The sequence below is a fragment of the Lawsonibacter sp. genome, from assembly GCF_022777125.1.
GTDB lineage: Bacteria > Bacillota > Clostridia > Oscillospirales > Oscillospiraceae > Lawsonibacter_A > Lawsonibacter_A hominis.
In genome coordinates this window covers 1-4,661 of sequence record NZ_JALFGV010000117.1, presented here as the reverse complement: position 1 = coordinate 4,661, position 4,661 = coordinate 1, and the positions used below count along the sequence as shown (strand labels likewise).

Below are 4,661 nucleotides of genomic sequence, written 5' to 3'. Positions count from 1 at the left end.
GCCCTCCTTCTTCGCGCCGGTGAAGGTGCCGCCCTCGTAGCCGAAAAGCTCGCTCTCCATCAGCGATTCGACGATCGCGCCGCAGTTGATGGCGATGAAGGGGAACTGCCGGCGGCGGGAGCTGTTGTGGATGGCCTGGGCAAAGAGCTCCTTGCCGGTGCCACTCTCACCCCGGATCAGAATGGCCGCCGGGGTAGAGGCCGCCCCCTTGGCCAACCGGATGGCCTGCAGCAGCTTGGGATCTCTACCCACAATATCCTGGAATGTGTAGCGGGTCTGCATGGTTCGCAGTTTCTGATCCAGCCGCTCTAGCTCCGCCCGAAGGCGATTTACCTCCGATAGATCGTGGTAGAGCACCAACTGCCCGACCTCCCGGTCCCCCAAGCGGATGGGGGCTCCGTCCTTGGCGCTCTCCCCACCGCCCCGCTGCCGCATGCTACGGCAGGCCCGGTTGGCAAACCGCTCTCGGCCGTCCCGATCCAGCACGCACAGTGCTCCTGGCAGTGCCTCCAGCAGTGGTTCTGATATTCGTACCATTTCGTCCAGTTCCATATTTCTCAACTCCCCCGCATAGGTTTCTCCATGCGGAATGTTTTCGACATGATAACACGCCCCTATCGGATATGCAAGGCTAGCCCCTCCCTCGGGATTCGTGAGCGGTTTGGAAGCTATCGCGTTCAATGGCTATTCTGTTCCACCTGTCACGAGCCACAAAGGCCGGTATGGAACCCCAGCTTTACGTTGTTCCGCGATAACCGTATCGCTCCGCATTCCCCAGCAGATACAGAAATGCAAAGGCGGGAATACGGATCAGTTCTCTCCCGTTGGGTGCATGATGTGTCCCATAGTCATCTGGGCGCTTTGTGACCACAATGGCGGCGCTGGCTTCGCCGCATAGCTCACAGATAGCGGAGTCGTCCGGAATGGGTGCCTGCTCTCTGTATTTGACTTCAATCAAAATATTTCTGACGTTGGGATAGTCTACCACCACATCGATTTCCCTACCTTTTTTGCCGCCGCGATAGTAACCCACACGGGCGGCCCGCTGGTAATAGAATGCGGCAACATGCTTGTAAACGGCGGTCTCTACCATTTTCCCTAGTTCAATGGGATTGGTGAGCACGTCATCATCCATCAGGACTGCATTCCGGATGGCGGCATCCGCGATATAGATCTTTGGCTGGGCCTTCAGAACCTTGCGGCCTCCCATTTCCACCGGCCAGCTCTGGTAGATCAGGTTTGCACTCTCCAGATAATTTACATAATTTTCTACAGTCGGTCGGGTTACACCGCCCAGCTCCTTAGCGATGGCAGTGAAGGAGACGATCTCCGAGGAGACGTTGCATAGATAGAGGAAGATACGCTCCAGCTCGGTAGCACTGCGGATATTGTAGAGGGCAGGCAGATCCCGCTTGAGCACCTTGTCCACCACATCTTCACGCATGATCTGCTGGGCCATCAGGTCATTGGAGGCCAGAGCCAACTCCGGAAAACCGCCCACCTGAAGGTAGCGGTTAAAGTGATTTTGAAGAGGCTCCAGTTTCAGCATAACCTCTGTGCGCTCTGTATGGGCCATACGGGAAAAGGCGGTAGGCCGGATGTCCGGGCCCAACTCGGGAACCTCCACACCAATGAGTGCGCAGTACTCAAAAAAAGAAAGCGTAGGCACAGGTATAACGCTCCACCGGCCTGCTCCGCTCTCTGTACTTCCTTTCATCAGAGCGGGGCTGGCCGAACCAGTGGCTACGATTCGGGTATCCGGCTGCATATCATAAAGGGTCTTGAGCCATTTATCCCAGTCGCTGGCATATTGAATTTCGTCAAAAAAATAAAAGGCATCCTGATTGGGCCAGATATTTTCATGGTAACATTCCAGAATGTCATTTAAGCTGCTGAGCTTCAGCATGGGATGATCCATAGAAATAAAAGCGATGCGCTGTGGGTTAACCCCCCTTTTGAGAAGCGTTTCGATCATCTGGTACTGGATTGTGGTCTTCCCTACCCGCCGGGTGCCGGTAAGCACCACTGTTCGCCGCAGGTCGGTTTGATCCAGGCGCTTCATCGCCTCATAGTAGGCAAACCGGCGATATGTTTTTGTAAAGCTGGGATGGACCGTTCCGGTGGCCCACCAGGGGTTAAAGGCTTTCAGCACCTTTAGGATTTGTGATTTGCTTGCAATTGCCATACTGCTCACCTCCCTATAGAATTTATGCTTTATTTTCTATTTTGTCAACATATAATATAAATATACTTATATTATATGCAAAAAATAATTTAAAGAGGGATTGTTCTTAAACTGAGAACAAATCCCTCTTTATACGTTCCATATTACCTCAGCCCTGTCGTCAATCAGGTTTATTTCTTTCACAAATTGGGCTGCCACCATCTTTTTTTCTTCGAAATCCAGCGGAGCAAATTGTACCCGCCGCAAATGGAGACTCGGCTTTGATTGACACCTTGCCCGCTCATCTAAGAGGGCTTGCTTCTGCCCTTCCAGCTTCTGAATGGCCCGGTTAACATAGGCCATAGTGATATCACTGCTCACTGTGAGGGCATCAATCAGACGGTTGATCTTCTGGTCGATTTCTGCGAGAGCGCTTGTATACGCCTGGTCTTCGTATGTATCTGTTTCTATATCCGGACATTCAGCAAGCAGACGCTCCAATTCTGCGGCAACTGATTCCTCCAGGGTCCGAAGATCTACTCGAATCGCCTGCTTACACAGCCCCAAATTAGATCGTCCGCTGCACACTAAATAGTACTTGTCCCCATCTTTATTGACCTTTACGCTATACCCACAGCAGCCGCATCTTAAAAGCCCGGAAAGCCACGTGTGTTTCCCACTGCCTTTTCTTCCGAGTTGTCTGTTGCCATCCAGTTTACTTTGACACTGAATCCAGACTTTAGAGGAGATAACGCCGCAGTGGTTGGCGATGGAGAGGTGCTGATCTTTTAAGGACTGATATTTCCCAACGCTGCGATCCCGCTTTCCAATAATCATTCCGGCATGGATGCCGTCAAATGCTTCAAAGTCGCTTGCGAACTGGATGCCTTTTGCCTTATAATGCAGATAAATCTCCTCGTCAGCCATGACATAAAGCGGGCTGTGCAAGATACGGGACAGAGTCACATTATCCCAGGTGGCTCGTTTAGGGGCGGGAATTCCGTCTGCGTTGAGCATACGGGCTACGCTGCCCAGAGATGCCTCTGCCAAAGCATACGTATCAAAGATGCGTTTCACAACCTCCATGTTCTCGTTTGGAATCAAAGCGGGAGAGCGTTTTCCCATCGCATCTGGTATGCGGCCAATGGAAAAGCCGTAGGGTGCAGGCCCACCCGGCCAAGAACCGAGCTTTACCCGCTGATAGTAGTTGTCCCGTACCCGCTCGGCGGTAGTCTCCCGCTCCAGCTGGGCAAAGACCATGATAATACTGAGCATGGCCCGGCCCATTGGAGTGGAGGTGTCGAACCGCTCATTAACAGAGACGAACTCTACCCCGTGCCTTTGCAGCACCTCCCACAGCCGGCTGAAATCGGCCAGCGAGCGGGAGAAGCGGTCCAGGCGGTAGACCACGATTTTCTGAACAAGGCCCTTTTCCACATCGGCCATCATCCTCTGAAAATCTGGCCGATTGGTATTCTTACCTGAGAAGCCCTTGTCTTGATAGACCTGAATATCTTTGCCAACCTCTCGTCTGCACAGGTCGATTTGCCCTTGGATGGAGAGGCTGTCCGCCTTGTCCACGGACTGCCGGGCGTAGATCGCGTCCAAGACGGACACCTCCTCAAAGAAAAATTTGGTGGCGTATTATCAATTGGGGTTATCAGATATGTCCCATATAAGTCGATGCCGAACCAGGCTGTCAGATGTGGATAGGCTTTTGGCGCAGGACTGAAGCAACGATTTCAGAACTTCGTGACAACGGCTCGGATCGTTTTCGAGTGGATGTTTGTGGGTGATGCACATGGCGGATAGCCTCCTTTATTGATACGCGTGTTACCTTCAAAATAATATATAGTCAAATACCCACATTTAGACGTGCGCTTTGCTATTTGCTAGGCAATCCCAACGATGCTGCAAGAGCATCGATATTGGAAAAGTCTTCAGAGCGCGATACACCAAAGCACCCATCCCAGTACGTGCGCAGTTCATCCAGACGTATGAAGAGGGCACGCATGTTGTTGAGTTTTTTACTACTGCGCTGACTTGCGTCAATAACTAATAGATGATTACGCCTCAGTTCCGCGGTGATAGCTTTGACGGTGATATGTTGATCTCGAAAATGCTGTTGCATTAGAAGACACAGGTACCCGGATGTCATGCATAGGCAGCCTTTGTGCTCCGTTGCCGCCTCACCGTGTTGAAATTTTTTGCCTGCCTTATTTGTAATATAAATCGTGCGCACCCCAAAGTGCAGTTCAGCCAGAGCATGTGAGAATCGATTTTTGTCATCGCATTCCCGTTCGCGCTCTAAAAGCTCGTTCTGTCTCGAAAGGGCCTGATTCACAGCATGTTTGATGGTAGTGTCAAGGATTTTGCGCAAATTGGTTTGCAGGCTCTGGAATGAATGAAGTCAGCCAGCAATGGAGGCGTCCTCAACGGCAGCCTCCAGGTGCTTCATATTCATGTACTTTTTGTTGCCCCACTGGGTGCCGGCCAC

General features: G+C 51.8%; 3 protein-coding genes. All 3 read right to left on the bottom strand.

Annotation, left to right across the window (positions count from 1 at the left end):
* A partial coding sequence (locus MR825_RS09960) for a sigma 54-interacting transcriptional regulator (RefSeq protein WP_287880535.1) occupies positions 1-552 on the bottom strand: 552 nt, incomplete at its 3' end.
* A gap of 184 nt (positions 553-736) precedes the next feature.
* On the bottom strand, positions 737-2,185 hold the full coding sequence (locus MR825_RS09955) for an ATP-binding protein (RefSeq protein ID WP_287880533.1): 1,449 nt from the start codon (positions 2,183-2,185) through the stop codon (positions 737-739).
* Positions 2,186-2,314: 129 nt separating this feature from the next.
* Positions 2,315-3,772, bottom strand: a complete 1,458-nt coding sequence (locus MR825_RS09950) for a recombinase family protein (protein ID WP_287880531.1) — start codon at positions 3,770-3,772, stop codon at positions 2,315-2,317.
* Positions 3,773-4,661 lie beyond the last annotated feature (889 nt).

Coding starts and splice junctions, on each gene's coding strand:
- MR825_RS09955 (WP_287880533.1), bottom strand. CDS start 2,185: ATGGCAATTGCAAGCAAATCACAAATCCTAAAGGTGCTGAAAGCCTTT.